Annotated in this window: 14 protein-coding genes; all 14 read left to right on the top strand. The window is 65.5% G+C overall.

The annotated features are described in order from the left end of the window. The 14 genes from FFT10_RS03615 to FFT10_RS03550 all read left to right on the top strand — a co-directional run bounded on the left by FFT10_RS03615 (window position 1) and on the right by FFT10_RS03550 (window position 17,987). Window positions 1-753, top strand: coding sequence for a SapC family protein (locus FFT10_RS03615; RefSeq protein WP_137731373.1), 753 nt, complete (start codon window positions 1-3; stop codon window positions 751-753). A gap of 11 nt (window positions 754-764) precedes the next feature. Beyond that, a complete protein-coding gene (pcaCD, locus tag FFT10_RS03610) occupies window positions 765-1,991 on the top strand; it encodes a bifunctional 4-carboxymuconolactone decarboxylase/3-oxoadipate enol-lactonase PcaCD (RefSeq protein WP_137731372.1) in 1,227 nt (408 codons plus the stop codon). Window positions 1,992-2,085: 94 nt separating this feature from the next. After that, window positions 2,086-3,174 (top strand): aromatic ring-hydroxylating dioxygenase subunit alpha, encoded by a 1,089-nt coding sequence (locus tag FFT10_RS03605; RefSeq protein WP_373282449.1) that lies wholly within the window; start codon window positions 2,086-2,088, stop codon window positions 3,172-3,174. Next, window positions 3,171-3,953, top strand: coding sequence for a GntR family transcriptional regulator (locus FFT10_RS03600; RefSeq protein WP_137731370.1), 783 nt, complete (start codon window positions 3,171-3,173; stop codon window positions 3,951-3,953). The genes FFT10_RS03605 and FFT10_RS03600 overlap by 4 nt, the downstream gene beginning before the upstream one ends. An 18-nt stretch (window positions 3,954-3,971) precedes the next feature. After that, entirely contained in the window at window positions 3,972-4,955 is a 984-nt protein-coding gene (locus FFT10_RS03595) for a PDR/VanB family oxidoreductase (protein WP_137731369.1), read from the top strand. 37 nt (window positions 4,956-4,992) lie between these two features. Further along, window positions 4,993-6,111, top strand: a complete 1,119-nt coding sequence (locus tag FFT10_RS03590; protein WP_137731368.1) for a 5-methyltetrahydropteroyltriglutamate--homocysteine S-methyltransferase — start codon at window positions 4,993-4,995, stop codon at window positions 6,109-6,111. 90 nt (window positions 6,112-6,201) lie between these two features. Beyond that, on the top strand, window positions 6,202-7,230 hold the full coding sequence (locus FFT10_RS03585) for a TRAP transporter substrate-binding protein (RefSeq protein WP_137731367.1): 1,029 nt from the start codon (window positions 6,202-6,204) through the stop codon (window positions 7,228-7,230). Between the two features lie 9 nt (window positions 7,231-7,239). Then, on the top strand, window positions 7,240-7,749 hold the full coding sequence (locus tag FFT10_RS03580; protein WP_137731366.1) for a TRAP transporter small permease: 510 nt from the start codon (window positions 7,240-7,242) through the stop codon (window positions 7,747-7,749). After that, window positions 7,746-9,071, top strand: coding sequence for a TRAP transporter large permease (locus FFT10_RS03575; RefSeq protein WP_137731365.1), 1,326 nt, complete (start codon window positions 7,746-7,748; stop codon window positions 9,069-9,071). Before FFT10_RS03580 ends, FFT10_RS03575 begins: the two co-directional genes overlap by 4 nt. A gap of 425 nt (window positions 9,072-9,496) precedes the next feature. Continuing rightward, complete coding sequence (locus FFT10_RS03570; RefSeq protein ID WP_137731364.1) at window positions 9,497-10,459, top strand: hypothetical protein; 963 nt, start codon at window positions 9,497-9,499, stop codon at window positions 10,457-10,459. Between the two features lie 413 nt (window positions 10,460-10,872). Further along, window positions 10,873-11,283 (top strand): hypothetical protein, encoded by a 411-nt coding sequence (locus FFT10_RS03565; protein WP_137731363.1) that lies wholly within the window; start codon window positions 10,873-10,875, stop codon window positions 11,281-11,283. A gap of 424 nt (window positions 11,284-11,707) precedes the next feature. Further along, a complete protein-coding gene (locus tag FFT10_RS03560; protein ID WP_137731362.1) occupies window positions 11,708-13,543 on the top strand; it encodes a type I restriction-modification system subunit M in 1,836 nt (611 codons plus the stop codon). Further along, on the top strand, window positions 13,540-14,859 hold the full coding sequence (locus tag FFT10_RS03555) for a restriction endonuclease subunit S (RefSeq protein ID WP_137731361.1): 1,320 nt from the start codon (window positions 13,540-13,542) through the stop codon (window positions 14,857-14,859). Before FFT10_RS03560 ends, FFT10_RS03555 begins: the two co-directional genes overlap by 4 nt. Continuing rightward, the gene (locus FFT10_RS03550; protein WP_137731360.1) at window positions 14,856-17,987 is read left to right on the top strand and encodes a type I restriction endonuclease subunit R; all 3,132 of its coding nucleotides are present in this window, start codon (window positions 14,856-14,858) and stop codon (window positions 17,985-17,987) included. The genes FFT10_RS03555 and FFT10_RS03550 overlap by 4 nt, the downstream gene beginning before the upstream one ends. The last annotated feature ends 153 nt before the right edge of the window (window positions 17,988-18,140 follow it).

Below are 18,140 nucleotides of genomic sequence, written 5' to 3'. Positions count from 1 at the left end.
ATGATCAACGAGAACCTGCACAAGAAAGTCGTCGCCCTCGACCGGGTGAAGCACCGTGACCTGAAGCTCGACCTGGCCGCGCGTGACCTGGGCACCGTCAGTGGCCTGAACGCATTCTTTGTCGCCGGCACCGAGTTCAGCGATGCCTGCAAGGAGTTCCCGGTGGTCTGGGTGGCAGCCGGCCAGGACGACACCGGCAAGCCGCAGGTGGCGCCGATCGCGGTGTTCGGCCTGCAGCAGGGCAAGAACCTTTGCGTTGATGCCAACGGCTGGCGCACCCGCTATGTGCCGGCCGTGTTGCGGTTGTACCCGTTTGCGCTGGCCCGCGTGGCGCCCACCGAGATGGTGGTCTGCTTCGACGAATCCTGGCCCGGCTTCGGCAGCCAGGGCGAGGTGCTGTTCGACAGCGCCACCGAGCCCAGCGCGTTCACCAAGAACGTGCAGCAGCAGCTCGAGTCGTTCGAGACCGAGGTGGAGCGCACCCGCATGGCGGGCGCGGTGCTGGTGGAGAAGGGCCTGCTGCGCGACATGCGCTTCGACGCCACCCTGCCCGACGGCAGCAAGCTCACGGTCGACGGCTTCCTCACCGTCGACGAAGACAAGCTGAACAAGCTCAGCGATGCCGATGTGGTGGCGCTCACCCGCAACGGCCTGATGGGCCTGATCCATGCCCACCAGATCTCGCTGGGCAACATGGCCCGGCTGGTGGAGTGGCATGTGGAGCGCCTGGCCGCCGACAAGCCGGCCGCCTGAGGGACCGCAGCATGAGCGCCGAGCGCCCTGACGATCTGGACCGGGGCGCAATCAACCGGCGTGCCATGTTGGGCGACGCCTGGGTTGAGCGCTCGCTGGGCCAGGCCAACAGTTTCAACGCCGAGTTCCAGAGCCAGGTCACCCGTCATGCCTGGCACGACATCTGGGGCCGCCCCGGCCTGGATGCCCAGACCCGGCGCCTGCTGGTGCTGGGCATGACCATGGGCCTGGCGCGCTGGGAAGAGTTCGAGCTGCACTGCCGTGCCGCCCTGCGCGGCGGCGTGCCGCTGGCGGTGATCAAGGAGGCGCTGATGCAGGGCGCCATCTACTGCGGCGTGCCCGCGGCCAACACCGCCTTCAAGATCACCGTGGGCATCTGCCAGGCCGAGGGCATCGCGCTCGACCCGGCGCCGCTGCTGCCCGGCCACCGGGTGGAGACCCACCACACCTTCAGCCTGCCGCAGCTGCGGGTGGCGCTGCAGGGCCCCGTGGATGCCGCCAAGCCGGGCGTGCCGGTGGTGCTGAGCCATGCGCTGGGCATGCGGCTGGAGATGTGGGACGGTCTGGCGGCCGCACTGGCGCCGCAGCACCCGGTGCTGCGCTATGACCACCGGGGGCAGGGCGCTTCGGCGGCCGTGCAGACGGTCTACAGCCTGGACGACCTGGTCGACGATGCCGCCCGGCTGATCACCGAATGGGGCCGCGGGCCGGTGGTGTTCGTCGGCCTGTCGATGGGCGGCCTGGTGGGGCAGGGCCTGGGCATCCGCTACCCGCATCTGGTGCGCGGCCTGCTGCTGGCCAACACCGCCGCCACCTATCCCGAGTCCGGTCGCGCCAACCTGGCCCAGCGCGCGGCCGCGGTGCGGGCCGGCGGCATGGCGGCGGTGGCGGATGCGGTGCTGGAGCGCTTCCTGTCGGATGCCACGCGCGCCAGCCAGCCGGCGCTGGCGGCCGATGTGCGGGGCAGCCTGCTGCGTGCCGATGCCGAAAGCTATGCGCTGGCGGCGCTGGCGATCCAGAGCGCCGACTGGCGGCCGGCGCTGGCGTCGATCCGCTGCCCGGTGCAGGTGGTGGCCGGTGCGCAGGACGCCGGATCGACCGTCGCCATGGCCCAGGCGGTTGCCGACGGCATCCCCGGTGCGCAGCTCAGCGTGCTGGAGGCGGCGCACCTGTCGGTGCTGGAGCAGCCGGCCGGCTTCTGGCAGGCGCTGCAGCAACTGCTGGCCCGCGTGGGATGAGCTCGGCCCCGAGTAGCCCGGGAAAACCCTAGATCCAGCGCCCTGGCGCCGCGACAGAATTCAGGCTGTATACAAAGCCTGGATGGAGTCGCCCATGGCCCACTTTCCGCTGAACGCCTGGTACGCCGCTGCCTACGACGTGGAGCTCAAGCGCGTGCTGCTGCCGCGCACCATCTGCAACCGCAAGATGGTGTTCTACCGCCTGCAGGACGGCAGCCCCGCCGCGCTGGAGGATGCCTGCTGGCACCGCCTGCTGCCGCTGTCCATGGGCCGGCTGGACGGCGACGAGGTGGTCTGCGGTTACCACGGTCTTGTATTCAATGCCGAGGGTCGCTGCACACACATGCCGTCGCAAGAGACGCTGAACCCGTCGGCCTGCGTGCGCAGCTACCCGGTGGTGGAGCGCCACCGCTTCATCTGGGTGTGGCCGGGTGATGCATCCCTGGCCGACCCGGCGCTGATCCCCGATCTGCACTGGAACGACAGCCCGGGCTGGACCGGCGACGGCAAGATGATCCGGGTGGCATGCGACTACCGCCTGGTGGTCGACAACCTGATGGACCTGACGCACGAGACCTTCGTGCACGGCAGCAGCATCGGCGACCGCGCAGTGGCCGAGGCGCCGTTCGTCGCCACCCATGGCGACCGCTTCGCCACCGTCACCCGCTGGATGGAAGGCATCACGCCGCCGCCGTTCTGGGCCGGGCAGATCCGCCATGCACGCGGCTACGCCGGGCCGGTGGACCGCTGGCAGATCATCCGCTTCGAGGCACCCTGCACCGTGACGATCGACGTGGGTGTGGCGGTGGCCGGCACCGGTGCACCACCCTCTGGCGACAACCCGGGTGACCGCAGCCAGGGCGTCAACGGCTTCGTGCTGAACACCATCACGCCCGAGACCGACCGCAGCTGCCACTACTTCTGGGCCTTCGCCCGCAACTACTGCCTGAACGAGCAGCGCATCACCCATGAGCTGCGCGAGGGCGTGGCCGGCATCTTCCGCGAGGACGAGGCGGTGCTGGAAGCGCAGCAGCGCGCCATCGACGAGCACCCCGACCACCAGTTCTACAACCTCAACATCGACGCCGGGTCGATGTGGGCCCGCAAGCTGATCGACCGCCTGGTGGCGGCCGAGGCGCCCGCGCCCGGGCCGCGCACCATCCCGCTGCGGCCGGCGGCATGACGGCGCAGGCCCCGGCCAAGGCCGCTGCTGCGGTCGATGGCGACGACGGCGCCGGCTCGCAGACGGTGCGCGCCCAGCTGCGCCTGCGCGAGCTGATCCTCGGCGGTGAACTGGCGCCCGGCGCCCGCATCCCCGAGCTGGCGCTGGTGGAGCGGCTGGGCGTGTCGCGCACGCCGGTGCGCGCAGCCCTGGTGCGGCTGGCCGAAGAAGGGTTGCTCGAAGCCCTGCAAGGGGGCGGCTTCGCGGTGCGGGATTTCTCCGAGACCGACATCTGCGACGCCATCGAGCTGCGCGGCACGCTGGAAGGCCTGGCCGCCCGGCTGGCGGCCGAGCGCGGCGCCAGCACCGTGGTGCTGGCCGGTCTGCGTGATGCGGTGGCCCGCATCGACGACATCCTGGCGCCGCCCGAGCTGAGCGATGCCGCCTTCGTCACCTACGGCGAGCAGAACGCGCGTTTCCATGCGCTGTTGGCCGAGGCCGCCGGCAGCATCCTGGTGCAGCGCCAGATCGAGCGCGTCGCCACGCTGCCGTTTGCGTCGCCCAATGGCTTCGTGATGCTGCGGGCCTCGGGCGCCCATGCACGCGATGCGCTGGTGGTGGCGCAGTCCCAGCACCGTGCGGTGCTGGACGCCATTGCCCGCCGCGAGGCAGCCCGGGCCGATGCGGTGATGCAGGAGCATGCCCGCCTGGCCCATGCCAACCTGCGCGAGGCCCTGCAGAACCAGCAAAGCCTGCAGCAACTGCCCGGCGCGCGGCTGATCCGCCACGCCGGCCGCTGAACCCACCCCCGTCCGACCATGCGCATCTCCCAAGACTGGCAGACCGCCACCGTGCGCCGCAGCACGCCATTGAGCCCCACCGTGCGGGAACTGGAACTGCTGCCCGATGCCGGCTGCAGCCGCCCGGCACCGGGCAGCCATCTGCCCATCCGGCTGACCACGGCCGACGGCCGCAGGCTGACGCGGCAGTATTCGCTGCTGGGCCGCAGCGACGACGGCCTGGCCTGGCGCATCGCCGTCAAGCGCTGCCAGCCCAGCCGGGGTGGCTCGGCCGCCGTGCATGCGCTGGTGGCGGGCGACGTGTTGCAGGTGCTGCCGCCGCAGAACCACTTCGAGTTGAGCGTGCGGGCGCCGCAGCACCTGCTGGTGGCCGGCGGCATCGGCATCACGCCGATCCTGGGCATGGCCCAGGCGCTGGTGGCGCGCGGCGCCGACGTGCGCCTGCTGTATGCGGTGCGCAGCGCTGACGACCTGGTCTATGCCGACCTGCTGCGCGCCCTGCTGGGGGAGCGGCTGCAGACCTTCGTCAGCAGCCAGGGCCAGCGGCTGGACATCGCCGCCGAGGTGGCGCGCCTGCAGCCCGATGCGCAACTGCTGCTGTGCGGCCCGGCCGGGCTGACCCGCGCGGCCCAGGCCGCCTGGCATGCCGGTGGCCGACCGGCGCACCGGCTGCGCTTCGAGACCTTTGGCGCCGTGGCCACCGAGGCCGAGCCGTTCTGGGTCGACCTGCCGCGCCACAACCTGCGCTTCCAGGTGGCCACCGACCAGACCCTGCTGCAGGCACTCGACGCCAACGGCATCGCCACCCTCAGCGACTGCCAGCGCGGCGAATGCGGCCTGTGCGCGATGGATGTGCTGGAGGTGCAGGGCCGCGTCGACCACCATGATGTCTTCCTGAGCCCGGCCGAGCGCGATGCCAACCGCCGCCTGTGCGCCTGCGTCTCGCGGGTGCGTGGCGGCGGTATCGTGCTGGACACCGCCTACCGCCCCGACCCGGCCTGACCCACCCCGATCCCGCCCCACACCACTGGAGACAACCATGAGCCACCGCGCCACGCCCCCGTTCCGCGCCGACCATGTCGGCAGCTTTCTGCGCCCGAAGTACCTGCTCGACGCCCGTGAAGAGTTCTTCGTCAAGAAGACCATCAACGCCGAGCAGCTGCGCGCGGTGGAAGACAAGGCCATCGCCGAGATCGTCCAGTTCCAGCAGGACGTGGGCCTGCAGAGCATCACCGACGGCGAGTTCCGCCGCACCTACTTCCACATCGATTTCCTGGAGCAGCTGGGCGGCGTGAAGACCGACATCCCTGTGACGGTCAAGCGCGCCGACGGCACCGAGGAACTGGCGCCGCCGGTGATCCGGGTGGTCGACAAGGTGCAGCACGTGAAGGACATCCAGCGCGCCGACTTCGAGTACCTCAAGAGCCAGGTGGCGGCCGGTCTGACGCCCAAGGTCACCATCCCCAGCCCGACGATGCTGCACTTCCGCGGCGGCCGCGCCGGCATCAGCAAGACGGCCTATCCCGAGCTGGACCCGGCGTTCTACGACGACGTGGCCAAGGCCTACGGCGACGAACTGCAGAGCCTGTACGACGCCGGCTGCCGCTATGTGCAGATGGACGACACCAACCTGGCCTACCTGTGCGACGAGAAGATGCGCGAGGCCGCCCGCCTGCGCGGTGACGACCCCAACGAGCTGCCGCACCGCTATGCAGGCTTCATCAACAAGGTGGTGGCCCACAAGCCGGCCGGCATGACGTTGGCCATGCACCTGTGCCGCGGCAACTTCAAGAGCACCCATGCCGCGGCCGGCAACTACGAGCCGGTGGCCGAGGCCCTGCTGTCGGAGATGAACCTCGACGCCTTCTTCCTGGAGTACGACGACGACCGCTCGGGCGATTTCCGTCCGCTGCGCTTCCTGGGCAAGGGCAAGATCGTGGTGCTGGGCCTGGTGACCACCAAGTTCGGCGAGATGGAGAGCAAGGACCTGCTCAAGCGCCGCATCGACGAGGCCGCCAAGTACGCCCCGCTGGACCAGCTGTGCCTGAGCCCGCAGTGCGGCTTCAGCAGCACGGTGCACGGCAACAACATCGCGGTGGAAGCCCAGCGCGCCAAGCTGCGCCTGGTGGTGGAGACGGCGCAGGAAGTCTGGGCCTGACCACTGCAGCTTGCGCGTTTGTCCGCTAGGCAGCCTGCCGGCGGGCACGCATCATCCTCCCCCCACCCAAGACCGCTCCGGAGACACTCCATGCAGAAGACGATTCGCACCGCGCTGGCCGCGGCTGCCCTGGCCACCGCCGGCCTGGCCCAGGCCCAGGAGGTGACACTGAAGTTCCACCACATCTGGAACACCCAGGCCATGGCCTCGGTGAACGTGATCGCCCCCTGGTGCGACAAGATCGCCAAGGAATCGACCAACAAGCTGAAGTGCCAGGTGTTTCCGGCCATGAGCATGGGCGGCACGCCGCCCCAGCTGGTCGACCAGGTGAAGGACGGCGTGGCCGACGTGGTCATCACGTTGCCGGGCTACACCGCCGGCCGCTTCCCGGCGCTGGAGGTGTTCGAGCTGCCGTTCATGACCAACTCGGCCGAGGTCGGCGCCCGCGCCGCCTGGGACTACCTGCAGAAGTACGCGCTGAAGGAATTCCCGGGCACCAAGATCCTGGCGATCTGGGTGCATGACGAAGGCTATGTGCACACCCGCGAGAAGCCGGTCAAGACCCTGGCTGACTTCAAGGGCCTGAAGATGCGCGCGCCCACCCGGCAGACCAACAAGCTGCTGGCCTCGCTGGGCGCGTCGCCGGTGGGCATGCCGCTGCCGGCGGTGGTGGACGCGGTGAGCAAGGGCACGATTGACGGTTTCCTGCTGCCCTGGGAGGTGATGCCCAGCCTGAAGCTGCACGAGATGGTCAAGTACCACAGCGAGACCGATCCCAGCCGCCCGGCGCTGTACAGCGCGGTGTTCGTCTTCGCGATGAACCAGGCCAAGTACGACAGCCTGCCGGCCGACCTGAAGAAGGTGATCGACGGCAACTCGGGTGCTGCCTACAGCCAGGCCATCGGCAAGATCTGGGACGGCAGCCAGGCCGCCGGCCGCAAGCTGGCCCAGGAGCGTGGCAACACCTTCACCATGATCCCCGCCAGCGAGCTGGACAACTGGGTGAAGGCCGCCGCGCCGCTGTACGACGACTTCACCGCCGACATGGACAAGAAGGGCCTGCCCGGCAAACAGATGCTGCAGGACGCCCGCGACCTGCTGGTGAAATACAAGAAGTAATCCGCCGACATGTTTGCCGTCTTCCGGCGCATCGCGCTGTGGTTCGCGCTCGCCGGAGGCGCTGCCGCCTGCGGGCTGGCCCTGCTCACCGTGGTCAGCATCGCGATGCGGGCCACGGTGTCCAAGCCCATCCCGGGTGATGTGGAGCTGATGCAGATGGGCATCGCCCTGTGCATCTCGCTGTACCTGCCCTGGTGCCAGCTGCAGCGTGCCAACATCATCGTCGACTTCTTCACCCAGAAGCTGCCACAGCGGCCGCAGCGCGCGCTCGACGGCATCGGCAGCGTGCTGCTGGCGGTGATGTGCGTGCTGCTGTCGTTGCGGACCGGCGCCGGCGCGCTGGCGGTGTCGGGTGCCGGCGAGACCACGATGATCATCGGCCTGCCGATGTGGTGGGCCTACGCGATGCTGGCCCCCGGCCTGGCGCTGACGGCGCTGATCGCGCTGTGGCAGGGCCTGCGGCAGCTGCGTGGTCTGGACGCCGGCACGCCGGCGCCGGCCGACGGGGTGCCCTCATGAGCCCCGGAACCATCGGTCTGCTGATCTTCGCCGGCATGCTGGCGCTGATGGCGCTGCGCACACCCATCGCGGTGGCGATGTTCATCCCCGGCGCCCTGGGCTACTGGGCGATGACCAATGACATGGCGCTGCTGAACCTGCTCAAGGGCAGCGCCGTGGCCCGGTTGACGGTGTACGACCTGAGCGTGATCCCGCTGTTCCTGCTGATGGGCCAGTTCGCCACCCAGGGTGGCCTGAGCCGGGCACTGTTCCAGGCGGCGGCGGCCTTCGTCGGCCACATCCGCGGCGGGCTGGCGATGGCGGCCATCCTGTCGGCGGCGGCCTTCGGCGCGGTGTGCGGCAGCAGTGTGGCCACCTCGGCCACCATCACCCAGGTGGCCTACCCGGAGATGAAGGCCCATGGCTACCACGGGCGGCTGACCACCGCCGCCCTGGCCTGCGGCGGCACGCTGGGCATCCTGATCCCGCCGTCGGTGCCGCTGGTGGTCTACGCCATCCTCACCGAGCAGAACATCGGCAAGCTGTTCGCCGCGGCCATGGTGCCGGGCATCCTGGCGGTGATCGGCTACATCGCGGTGATCATGCTGGTGTGCCGCTTCAAGCCCGAGCTGGCCCAGCCCAGCCAGGCCACGCCCTGGCCGCAGCGCTGGCGCGCCCTGGCGGCCGTGTGGCCGATCGCGGTGATCTTCATCGTGGTGTTCGGCGGCATCTACGGCGGCATCTTCTCGCCCACCGAAGGCGCGGCCGTGGGCGCCGTGGGCACCTTCGTGGCGGCGCTGGCACGGCGTGAACTGGGCTGGGGCGGCATCCAGCGCAGCTTTCTCGGCACGGCCGAGACCTCGGCGATGGTGTTCCTGATCTTCCTGGGCGCCGACATGATGAACTCGGCCCTGGCGCTGACCCAGATGCCCACCCGCGTGGCCGACTGGGTGGGACACCTGCAGATCGCGCCGCTGTGGATCATCGCGGCCATCCTGGCGATCTACATCGTGCTGGGATGCGTGATGGACGAACTGTCGATGATGCTGCTGACCATCCCGGTGATCTTTCCGGCGGTGATGGCGCTCGACCTGTTCGGCCTGGCGCCCGAGGCCAAGGCCATCTGGTTCGGCATCCTGGTGCTGATGACCGTGGGCATCGGCATGACGATGCCGCCGGTGGGGCTGAACGTCTACGTCGTCAACAGCATCGCGCGCGACGTGCCGATGGCCGAGACCTACAGGGGCGTGTGGCCCTTCCTGGCCAGCGACGTGCTGCGCATGCTGCTGCTGCTGTTCTTCCCGTCGCTGACGCTGGGCTTCGTGTCGCTGTTCTTCAAGTAGCGCGCGGCCCCAACCCAAAGCAAAACGCAGCCCATGGGCTGCGTTTCTTGCATCTGGAGCGGGTGATGGGAACCCGCTCCATGTCTATGGCCCCTGGGCCAGCGCGTGAGACACACCCACGTTGTACCACCCATTCGTAGGAGCGCGGCGAGATCAGCCGCGGCCGGGTGTCTACCCGTCGGGAAGTGGGGCTGTGCTGGCGGGCTAGGCTTGTGCCGTACCGGAGGTAGCCCGTACTGGCAGCGCAGCGGGGGCCGTGTGTGTAGTGGGTGGCGGCGGTGATCGCCTGAACTGGCGCGGCTGCTCCCCCATCCCCGCAAACTTTTAGGTGCACCGCTCTAAAGTGCCACTTCAACCTGTCACGCTCCCAATAATCAAGTCGCGAGTGCCGGATTCCCTGGCACCAGTGACAAGGTACTGCAGAGGTGCTCGTGACAGGCGGCCCACCGGATTTTGATTTCGACCGACTGAAGATTCGTGCCAAGATTGACTTCGTCACGATCGTGACTGAGGCCAAGCTAGGTCAAGCGTTTGCAGGTGGTCAGCAAGCCCAGTGGGTGCCCAACAAGGGCGTCTCAACTTTACATGATCCAACCGAGGACGATCTCTATAATCTAAGCAAGACGGTGCCGATGGCTGCGTTAATGGAGTATGAGCTAGCCGTCGACTTCTTTTCTGTGGATGGCCTTTCGGCATATGACAGGGAAACTGTCTTGCGCCGGACATTCGCCGCGATTGCAGGTCGGTATCGGCCTGAGGATGTAGCGCTGTACGGTTATCGACGACGTGGGGGAGTGAAGAGTCGGGGTGTGGCACCAGTGCCATTTCACGACAGATTCCCCGACGCTGAAGAGCAGTTGCTCTGGGGTGGCCGTGGAGACTGGATGCAGGCCAAGGTCTACTTGAAGCGGACGGACAACAACAAGGAACTACCGATCGAGGCGCACTGCGTCCGCATTGAGTTGGCAGTGCGCCGAGGTGCCTTGCTGGAGATGGGTGTGGTCAGTGTGGGTGACATGCTCACGCAGAACTACCGAAAGACCTTCTGCAAGCACTTCCGGATGATCCACGGTGTGCGGGAGCGCCTTCGGCGCGAGAGACCCGCCACTGCCGCCTTGAAGAGGCGGATCGCCAGGGGATGGGCCCGCGCTGGCGTTGGGGCATTCGCGTTGGGCAAGGGCTTGCCAGTGGAAGCCGGCAAGCTCACAGAGGCGGCGGTCCGTAACAGGGCCCGCCGTCAGGTACCCGTGGATATGGTGAAGTTGGATCGGCACGTGAAGGCGAACGCCCGGATTGGCAACGCCCTGCAGCAACTCGACCGTCGCATGTCGGCACGAGTTTCGAGCGGTGCGATGGCCCCGGGCGCAGCGTCACTCATAGGTGACTGACCGCGAATCCGGCTCACGAAGGCTGTTGCCTATAACAGCGCTCTTTAACAAGTCAGTTCTAGCAAGAGCCTGTAGCAAAAAATAGATCTGCACCTCGTACATTGTACGGTTGTATAGCACGACCGAGAAATTCAATGTGCGTGCACGGGGGCAACAGGAATGCGTGAGTTTTGTCGTTGATGTTGTATTCAGCGAGACTGACGGGAACCTTGTACCCCTTATGCTGATCCGTGATTGTTTCAGGCCCTTGCTGAAGTTTTTTCAGAAAATTGAATGAAAGTCTTATAGGGCCAGGTGGTGGCATTCGGACGGGTTGAATTTGCCAGCACGATTGCCAGCGTTGATGCGATTCTCAGCTTCAATAATGGTTTCAGACCAGCTGCATGGTGCTGCTGACTGAACCGGAGATTCCCATGAACACCACCCCCACTTCTTCAAATTCGCAGCCCGCCAAGACCATTGGCGAGCTCATCACCGCATTCCAAGCCGAGAGCGGCCTGTCTGACGACGAGATCGCCGCGCACCTCGGCTACACCCGGGGAAACATCATCGCGATGTTCAGGCTCGGCGCCATGTGCGTGCCCTGGTCCAAGTTCGAGCCCCTGGCCGAGCTGATGGACGTTGATCCCCAAGTGGTGCTGGAGCTGTCGCTCCGGGACCGCAATCCCGACTTGCTGGCGTTCATCAAGTCCGTGCAGGCCCGTTTCCAGATCACGCCAGCCGAGCGCCGGCTGATCGATCACTGCCGTACCCTGGCAGGCGGCCGAGCCGTGTCCCCGTTCATCATCGACGGGCGCTCGGTTGTTGCCCTGGTGGTGAAGTAGTAGGAATTGAGTCAGGTCCCCGGGCGCTGCCAGGCACTCGCAAGCCGCAGCCGGGTCGCCGCCCTCGCAGGTCGACGCCGGCATCCACTGGCTTGCTGGTGTCAGCGCTGACGCCACCACGTGGATCCCGGGCAAAACACATGCAACCATCTGATTGCATGATGGCTGCCTCAGCCCGTGCGGCGCAACAAACCACTGCAAGACCGCACCAAGAATTCGGCGGATTTGGCACCGCCGGCCAAACCGCAAGCAAAGCGCGCCTCAAAGCGCTGCTGCTGTCGCCATCAATACCCGGCTCGGTTCGTCGACCCATGTCTCCGGCCCACCGGCAGCGGTGGCTCCAGCCCGCATACCATGGTGCCTGACCGTGTCGCTATGCTGGCGGCGCACCGACAACTAGCTGTAGGCCGAGCGCCCGCTCATGATGAACCAACAGGCCCTGTCTTCCCTCATATGGTCCGTGGCAGACCTTCTGCGCGGTGACTTCAGGCAAAGCGAGTACGGGCGTGTGATCCTGCCCTTCACGGTGCTGCGGCGCCTGGACTGTGTGCTGGCCTCCACCAAGGCCGCCGTGCTCAAGGAGCACGCCAGCAAGCTGCAGGCGGGCATCCCGTTCGAGCCCTTCGTCAAGCGAACTGCCGGCCTCGACTTCTACAACATCTCGTCGCTGGACATGCCCAAGCTCATGGGCGACCAGGACAACATCCGCGCCAACCTCGACAGCTACATCCAGGGCTTCGCGCCCGATGTGCGGTCGATCTTCGAGCACTTCGACTTCGCCGCCACCGTCGAGCGGTTGCACAAGGCGAAGCTGCTCTACCTGGTCACCGAAAAGTTCGCCGCCTTCGATCTGCACCCTGCTGCGGTCGACAACGCGCAGATGGGCCTGGTCTTCGAGGAGCTGATCCGCAAGTTTGCGGAGATCTCGAACGAGACCGCCGGCGAGCACTTCACGCCCCGGGAGGTGATCCGCCTGATGGTGAACCTGCTGTTCATCGAGGACAACGACGGCCTCACCAAGCCCGGCGTGGTGCGCACCATGTACGACCCCACCGCAGGCACCGGCGGCATGCTCTCCGTCGCCGGCGAGTACCTGGCCGAGCTCAACCCCAAGGCCAGGCTCACGCTGTTCGGGCAGGAGCTGAACGCCGAGTCGCACGCGATCTGCAAGGCCGACATGCTGATCCGAGGCCAGGACATCAGCAACATCGTGCTCGGCAACACCCTCAGCGATGACGGCCTGCTTGGCAAGCTGTTCGACTACATGCTGTCCAACCCGCCCTTCGGCGTGGAGTGGAAGAAGATCGAGAAGGCCATCCGTGAAGAGCACGAGCGCCAGGGCTTCAACGGCCGCTTCGGGCCCGGCCTGCCGCGGGTGTCTGACGGCTCGCTGCTGTTCCTGCTGCACCTGCTGAGCAAGATGCGCCCGGCAGTGCAGGGCGGCAGCCGCATCGGCATCGTGCTCAACGGCTCGCCCCTGTTCACCGGCGGTGCCGGCTCGGGCGAGTCTGAGATCCGGCGCCACGTACTGGAGAACGACCTGGTCGAGGCCATCGTCGCGCTGCCCACCGACATGTTCTACAACACCGGCATCAGCACCTATGTGTGGGTGCTGAGCAACCGCAAGCCGGAAGACCGCCGGGGCTTCGTGCAGCTGATCGACGCCTCGGGCTTCTGGCAGAAGATGCGCAAAAGCCTAGGCTCCAAGCGCAAGGAGATGAGCGACGAGCACATCGCCCTGGTCACCCGCCTGTTCGGCGACTTCTACGAGGCCAGCCAGGTCACTGTGCTGGGCGCCGATGGCAAGGAGATCAGCCGCCAGGTGCTGATGGACGGCGAGACGCATCCTGCAGCCCCGGCCGGAGGCAAGGTGAAGACCGTGCCGATCTCGCGCATCTTCCGCAACGAGGACTTCGGCTACCGCACCATCACTGTTGAGCGCCCGCTGCGCGACCAACAGGGCAAGCCCGTGGTGGGGGTCAAGGGCAAGCAGAAGGGCCAACCACAGCCCGACAGCAGCCTGCGCGACACCGAGAACGTGCCCTTGTCAGAAGACGTCGAGGCGTACTTCAAGCGCGACGTGCTGCCCCATGCGCCCGACGCCTGGATCGACCACGACAAGACCAAGGTGGGCTACGAAATCCCGTTCAATCGGCACTTCTATGTCTTCGAGCCGCCGCGCGAGTTGGCCGAGATCGATGCCGACTTGAAGAAGGTCATCGAGCGCATCAAGGCCATGATAGACGGACTCTCAGCATGACTGCTAAAAAGTATGCCCGATATAAAGAATCGGGAGTCGAGTGGCTAAATTGCGTGCCTGATCACTGGACCCTGCGGCGCCTCGGCTACTATTTTGAGGAGCGCCGTGAGAAGGTGAGTGATGCAGATTTTATCGCCCTCTCGGTGACAAAGAGCGGCATCGTTCCGCAATTGGAAACTGCAGCAAAGACCGACGACGGTGACAACCGAAAGCGAGTCGCTGTCGGTGACTTTGTGATCAATAGTCGATCGGACAGGAAGGGATCCTCTGGCGTTTCGGATCTTGACGGATCGGTGTCATTGATCAACACGGTCTTGATCCCACGCGATGAATTGCGCGGTAGATTTGTCCACCATCTCTTGAGATCGACAGTCTTTCAGGAAGAATATTATCGATTCGGTCGAGGCATCGTGGCCGATCTGTGGAGTACCAACTATTCGGAAATGCGAAACATCCAGCTCGCTGTCCCGCCTATAGATGAACAGATTGCCATTTCAGACTACCTCGACGTCGAGACCGCGAAAGTCAATGCATTAGTCGAAGAGCAGCGGCGCCTTATCGAGTTGCTGAAGGAGAAGCGCCGCGCGGTCGTCTCAAATTGTGTTACCAAGGGGCTCAACACGACCGTGCCGATGAAGGATTCGGGGGTGGATGGGTTGGGCAAAGTGCCGTCGCATTGGACAATCGCTCCACTTGGATGCCGGTACAGTGTGCAGCTTGGCAAGATGCTCGACACTTCCCGGATCACCGGCCAAAACCTTCGTCCATATCTTCGAGTTTTCGATGTGCAGTGGGGCTGCATCAACACCGAAGATCTCCCGCGAATGGACTTCAGCAAGCAGGAAAGAGAGAAGTTCCAGCTAATGCCAGGTGACTTGCTGGTGAATGAAGGCGGAAGCTACCCAGGCCGTTCGGCAATCTGGCGAGGCGAACTTGTCGACTGCTACTATCAAAAGGCTCTTCACCGCCTCCGAGCCAACCAAGTCCAACACGACACCTCAGAGTTTCTCTTTTACGTGATGCTGTGGGCGGCAGATCGGGGGGTGTTCAGAGCAGGAGGTAATGAAGCAACCATAGAACATCTCCCGGCTGAAAAGCTAAGGCGCTATCGACTGCCCTTCCCACCGATCAACGAGCAAAAATCGATCGCAGAGTTTCTCAGCTCAGTAACAAGCCGGTTTGACGCACTTATCGAAGAAGCATCTTCTGCAATGCTGCTGCTTCAAGAGCGCCACTCTGCCATAGTTTCTGCCGCCGTCACTGGCAAAATTGACGTGCGCGGCCTGGTGCCGCAACCAGAGGCAGTTGCTATATGACCATCCACAAGGAAATCCGCCTCGAAGATGAAATCTGTACCGGCCTGAAGGCCACCGGCTGGCTCTACGACGCGGCTGATGCGGGTCGCTACGATCGCACGCTGGCGCTGTTTGTTGACGACACCATTGCCTGGATTAAGGCCAGCCAGCCCAAGGCGTGGGAAATCATTCACGCGAACCACGGAGTCGGCGCCCCCAAGGTGGTCGCTGAGCGCTTGCGCAAGGCTTTGGACGGCCAGGGTGCGCTGCCCGTGTTGCGCCAAGGCTTCGACCTGATCGGCCTGAAGCACCCGGTCGCGATGTGCCAGTTCAAGCCCGCACTTTCGATGAATCCGGACCTGCAAGCCCGCTACGCCGCCAACCGACTGCGCGTGGTGCGGCAGGTGCGCTATTCCGTCCACCACGAGAACAGCGTCGACCTAGTGCTGTTCGTCAACGGCATTCCGGTGGCCACGATCGAGTTGAAGAGCCATTACACCCAGGGTGTGCAGGACGCGGTCTACCAATACAAGACCGATCGCCAGCCGGTGTTCAAGGCCAAGAATGCGCCCGAGCCGCTGCTGTCCTTCCCTGGTGGCGCACTTGTGCACTTCGCGGTGAGCAACAGTGCGGCCGAGATGAGCACGAGGCTGGCGGGCCTGGACACCGTGTTCCTGCCCTTCAATCTGGGTAACGCAGGCGGCGCTGGCAACCCGCCCAAGGCCGGCATCGCCACCGACTACTTGTGGCGTGAGGTGTGGCAGCGCGACAGCTTCCTGCAGATCCTCGGCCGCTACCTGGTCCCGGTGAAGAACAAGAAGGCCCAGCTGGTCGGCTGGATCTTCCCCCGCTACCACCAGCTGGCCGTCACCCGCAAGCTGGTGGCCGCGGTGCTGCAAGATGGCCCGGGCGCCAAGTACCTGGTGCAGCATTCGGCCGGCTCGGGCAAGACAAATTCGATCGCATGGACGGCGCATTTTCTGGCAGACCTGCACGACGCCAAGGATCAGAAGGTCTTCGACAGCGTGATCGTGATCTCCGACCGCACCGTGCTGGATGCCCAGCTGCGCGATGCCATCGAATCCTTCGAGCGCACCAAGGGCGTGGTGGCGGTGATCACCGGCGAGGGTGCCAGCAAGAGCAAAGAGCTTGCCGAGGCCCTGGCCGCGGGCAAGAAGATCGTGGTCTGCACGATCCAGACCTTCCCGTTCGCGCTGGAGGCGGTGCGCGAGCTGGCGGCCACCCAGGGCAAGCGATTTGCGGTGATCGCCGACGAGGCCCACTCATCGCAGACCAACGACACCGCGGCCAAGCTCAAGCTGGTGCTGGGCGCCGCCGAGCTGGCCGAGCTGCAGGATGGTGGTGAGATCAGCACCGAGGACGTGCTGGCCGCCCAGATGGCGGCCAAGGCCGGCGCCGACGAGAAGGCCGGCATCACCTACGTGGCATTCACCGCCACCCCCAAGGACAAGACGCTGCAGCTGTTCGGCACCCGGCCTGACCCGACCCGACAGGCCGCGGCCGACAACATCCCGGCGGCCTTCCACGTCTACTCGATGCGCCAGGCCATCGAAGAGGGCTTCATCCTCGACGTGCTGAAGACCTACACCGCTTACAAGGTGGCGTTCTCGCTGGCGCATGGCGGCAAGACCATCGACTCCGACCAGGTGGACCAGTCCGAGGCCATGAAGGGCATCATGGGCTGGGTGCGGCTGCACGCGTACAACATCGCCCAGCGCGTGCAGGTGGTGGTGGAGCACTACCGCAAGCATGTGGCCGGCCTGCTGGACGGCAAGGCCAAGGCGATGGTGGTGACCGGCAGCCGCAAGGAAGCGGTGCGCTGGCAGAAGGCCACGCGCAAGTACATCGCCGACCATGGCTACAAGATCGAGGCGCTGGTTGCCTTCTCGGGCGAGGTGATCGACCCCGAGAGCGGGCCCGATCCGTTCACCGAGAACAGCAAGGATCTCAACCCTAAGCTCGGCGGGCAGGACATCCGCACGGCATTCAAGAGCGGCGACTACCAGCTGCTGCTGGTGGCCAACAAGTTCCAGACCGGGTTCGACGAGCCGCTGCTGTGTGCCATGTACGTGGACAAGCGGCTGGCCGGCATCCAGGCCGTGCAGACCCTGTCCCGCCTGAACCGTTGCTACCCGGGCAAGGACCAGACCTACGTCGTCGATTTCGTCAACGACCCCGCCGACATCCTGGCGGCGTTCAAGCCGTACTACGAGACCGCAGAGCTGGACGGGGTGACTGACCCCTACATCGTCCATGAGCTGAAGGCCAAGCTCGACGGGCAGGCCCTCTACGACACCTTCGAGGTCGAGCGGGTGGTGAAGGTGGCGCTCAAGGGCAAAAAGGCCAAGACCTCGGACCTGGACGAGGCGATCGTCCCGGTGGCCAGCCGGCTGGTGGCGGCTTTCGCGGATGCCAAGAAGGCGCTGGAGGCTGCAGGTGACAACCAGAACGCCGCCAGAGCCGCCAATGACCGCATGGGTGCGCTGGTACTGTTCAAGAATGACATCGCCGCCTACGTGCGGATCTACGGCTTCCTGGCGCAGATCTTCGACTACGGAAACACCGACGTCGAGAAACGGTCGATCTTCTTCAAGCTGCTGCACCCGCTGCTGACCTTCGGGCGTGAGCGCGATGGCGTAGACCTGTCGGCCTTGAAGCTGACGGCGTACACGATCAGGAGCCTAGGTGACCCGACACTCGCCCTGGCAGCGAGCGAGCCGGTCAAGCTGTACGTCTCCGATGATGTGGGCTCTGGGCAGGTGCAGGACAAGACGAAGGTGGCTCTTGCCGAGTTGATTGCCAAGGTGAATGACCTGTTCGAGGGCGACCTGACGCCGGGTGACAAGCTGGTCTACGTGAACGAGGTGATCAAGGGGAAGCTGATGGAGTCGGAGAAGCTGGTCGAGCAGGCGGTGAACAACACGCAGCAGCAGTTCGCAGCGTCACCCGACCTGGACCAGGAGATCCTGAACGCAGCCATGGACGCGCTGACCGCACACAGCGCGATGAGTAAGCAGGCCCTGCAATCCGAGGAATTGCGTGCCGACATTCGGAACGTGCTGCTCGGGGCGGGCAAGCTCTGGGAAGCATTGAGGGCAAAGGGGCATGGATCCCAAGCGGGCGCTTGAACCGCGCCTCGCTGAACTGTCAGGGGCGATGAGCAACTGGCTCAGCGACTTCGCCCGGAATCATCTGATCGTCTGGTACCCAGACCCATCTCCCGCCGCGTGGGTGCGATCCAGCATCGAACGGGGACGGCCAGCACTTTGCAAAGTTGACGA

Source organism: Pseudaquabacterium pictum (genome assembly GCF_005403045.1).
Taxonomy (GTDB): Bacteria; Pseudomonadota; Gammaproteobacteria; order Burkholderiales; family Burkholderiaceae_C; genus Pseudaquabacterium; species Pseudaquabacterium pictum.
The sequence above is the reverse complement of the archived record's forward strand: the minus strand, read 5'-3'. Positions and strand labels throughout refer to the sequence as shown.